The 2,303-nt window shown below is 69.6% G+C and carries 3 protein-coding genes; 2 read left to right on the forward strand and 1 reads right to left on the reverse strand.

The window, feature by feature from the left end:
• Positions 1-859 (forward strand): LysR family transcriptional regulator (locus AB0J09_RS62660; protein ID WP_360713729.1); only part of this gene is annotated, 859 nt, incomplete at its 5' end.
• Between the two features lie 228 nt (positions 860-1,087).
• Here the strand turns inward: AB0J09_RS62660 and AB0J09_RS62665 are convergent.
• Entirely contained in the window at positions 1,088-1,561 is a 474-nt protein-coding gene (locus AB0J09_RS62665) for a MarR family transcriptional regulator (protein ID WP_360713731.1), read from the reverse strand.
• A gap of 96 nt (positions 1,562-1,657) precedes the next feature.
• Between AB0J09_RS62665 and AB0J09_RS62670 the strand changes: the two genes are divergently transcribed.
• On the forward strand, positions 1,658-2,203 hold the full coding sequence (locus AB0J09_RS62670; protein WP_360713733.1) for a YceI family protein: 546 nt from the start codon (positions 1,658-1,660) through the stop codon (positions 2,201-2,203).
• Positions 2,204-2,303: the final 100 nt, after the last annotated feature.

Consider the following 2,303-nt stretch of genomic DNA (forward strand, 5'->3'; position numbering starts at 1 on the left):
CGAACTCCTCGGCATCCCCCAGCCCACGGCCAGCCGCCGCCTCGCCGCCCTGGCTGACCTGATCGGCGCCCCGCTCGTCGTCCCCTCCGGCCGCGGCATCCGCCTCACCCGGGCGGGCCGTACCCTGGCCGCCGCCTCCACCCATGCCCTCACCACGATGGCCACCGCCGCCCGTGAGGTCCGCGAGGAGATCGACCCGACCACCGGCCGCGTCGTCCTGGGCTTCCTCCATCTCCTGGGCCGCGAGCTCGTGCCGGCCCTCATCGTCGGCTTCCGCGAACGCCACCCCGGCATTCGCTACAGCCTCGTCCAGGGCTCGCGCCAGGACATGCTGGGAGCGCTCCGTGAGGGCGCGATCGACCTGGTGTTCGTCGCCCCGATGCCCCTGGACGACCCCGACCTGGCCGGCACCCCGCTCGCCGACCAGGAGCTGGTGCTGTCCGTCCCGCCGTCCCACCGCTTCGCGAACCGGGCGCGGGTGCGGCCGGCCGAGCTGGCGGGGGAGGAACTGGTGACGTTGGAGCACGGGTACGGGCTGCGCCAGATCACCGATGACTTGTGCGTGGCGGCGGGGTTCGAGCCGAGGATCGCGTTCGAGGGGCAGGAGTCGGAGACCGTACGGGGGCTGGTGGCGGCGGGGCTCGGCGTGGCGATCCTGCCCCGCTCCACCCCGGGGGCGGCCCGCTCCCAGTCCACTTCGGGTGTGGTGGAGATCCCGCTGTCTCCGCCGGTGTTCAGGACGATCGGGGTGAGCTGGTCCAAGGGGGCGCGACTGACGCCGGCTGTGCGAGCCTTCAGAGACCACGTGTGCTCGGGAACCACCGACCTCGGCCCCGGCTTCCGCCCCGCCACCCGATAACCCCGCCCCGTGCCTGTGCCTGTGCACTCTGCCCCCTCGGGCCGGCGCCTGTGTGCGCCTCCTGGCCCCGCTCGCCCGCCTTCGCGTGCTTGTCTGCACCTGGCCGATCTTGGCAACGTGGGGTGCCGTTGAGAAACCCGCGATTAGCCGCCATGCCGCTTCTGAGCAGGGGTTTCGTCGCACCAGGCTCTGTGATGCGGCCCGGCTAGAGCCTCATCCCTGGGATCGTCACGTCCGCTCAGCTGTACGGTCCCGCTCGGTCAGGTGGTCGAGCAGGACCTTGCTGATGTCCGATAGTTGCCGCAGTTGTTCCGGGGTGAGCAGGTCGATCAGGTGCTCGCGGACGCTGGCGACGTGCTGCGGGGCGGCGGCGCGGAGCGCGGCGAGTCCGTCGTCGGTGAGCACGGCCAGCCAGCCGCGCCGGTCGTCGGCGTAGTGCTCCCGGCGCACCCAGCCCTTCTGTTCGAGCTTGTTGACCGCGTGTGAGATGCGGCTGGGCTTGGAGTTGGTCCAGTGGGCGAGCTCGCTCATGCGCATGGTGCGCTGGGGGGCCTCCGACAGCAGGACGAGCAGTTCGTAGTAGGTGGGCGGCATGTCGGCCGCGGCCAGCAGGTCGCGTTCCAGGCGGTCGGTCAGCAGGCGGGTGGCCAGCCCGAAGGTGCGCCAGGCGTGCTGTTCGTCGTCGGTGAGCCATCGCGTCATGAAGCGATCGTACTGGAAAGTTGCGCACTGAAATAAACCTAGGTACTGTCGTGCCGAATTTTCCAGCGCTGAACTAAATGGAATGGGAGCACGACCATGTATCCGAGCGAGCTCACCGGCGCCTACACCATCGACCCCGCGCACAGCCGGTTCGGCTTCGTCGCCCGGCACGCGATGGTGACCAAGGTGCGCGGCAGCATCCCCGTCCAAGAAGCCACCGCCCACCTGGACGCCGGCAATCCCGCCGCCTCCACCGCCCACGTGGTCCTCGACGTGATCGGCATCCAGACCGGCAACCAGCTCCGCGACGACCACCTGCGCACCGGCGATTTCCTCGACGCCGCCGCCCACCCGCACATCACCTTCGACTCCACCTCCGTCAAGCACACGGGCGGCGACAGCTTCGAGGTCACCGGCGACCTGACGATCCGCGGGGTGACCCGGCAGCTCACCGTCCCCCTCGACTACACCGGCACGGCCGTCGACGCCCAGGGTCTGACCCGGGTCGGCTTCGAGGGCAGCACGGTGATCAACCGCAAGGACTTCGGCATCACCTACAACGCCGTGCTCGAGACCGGCGGAGTGATGATCTCCGACAAGATCACGCTCGAGTTCGACCTGTCCGCCGTCAAGACCGCCTGACCCATCTAGAGCCTGTACGGAGTTGAAATCACGGGGATCGCCTGCGGCACGGTCGGCAATCCTGGTAGGCCATCGACATGGCGCGTGGAGACCTCACCGA

The sequence above is a fragment of the Nonomuraea sp. NPDC049784 genome, from assembly GCF_040659615.1.
GTDB lineage: Bacteria > Actinomycetota > Actinomycetes > Streptosporangiales > Streptosporangiaceae > Nonomuraea.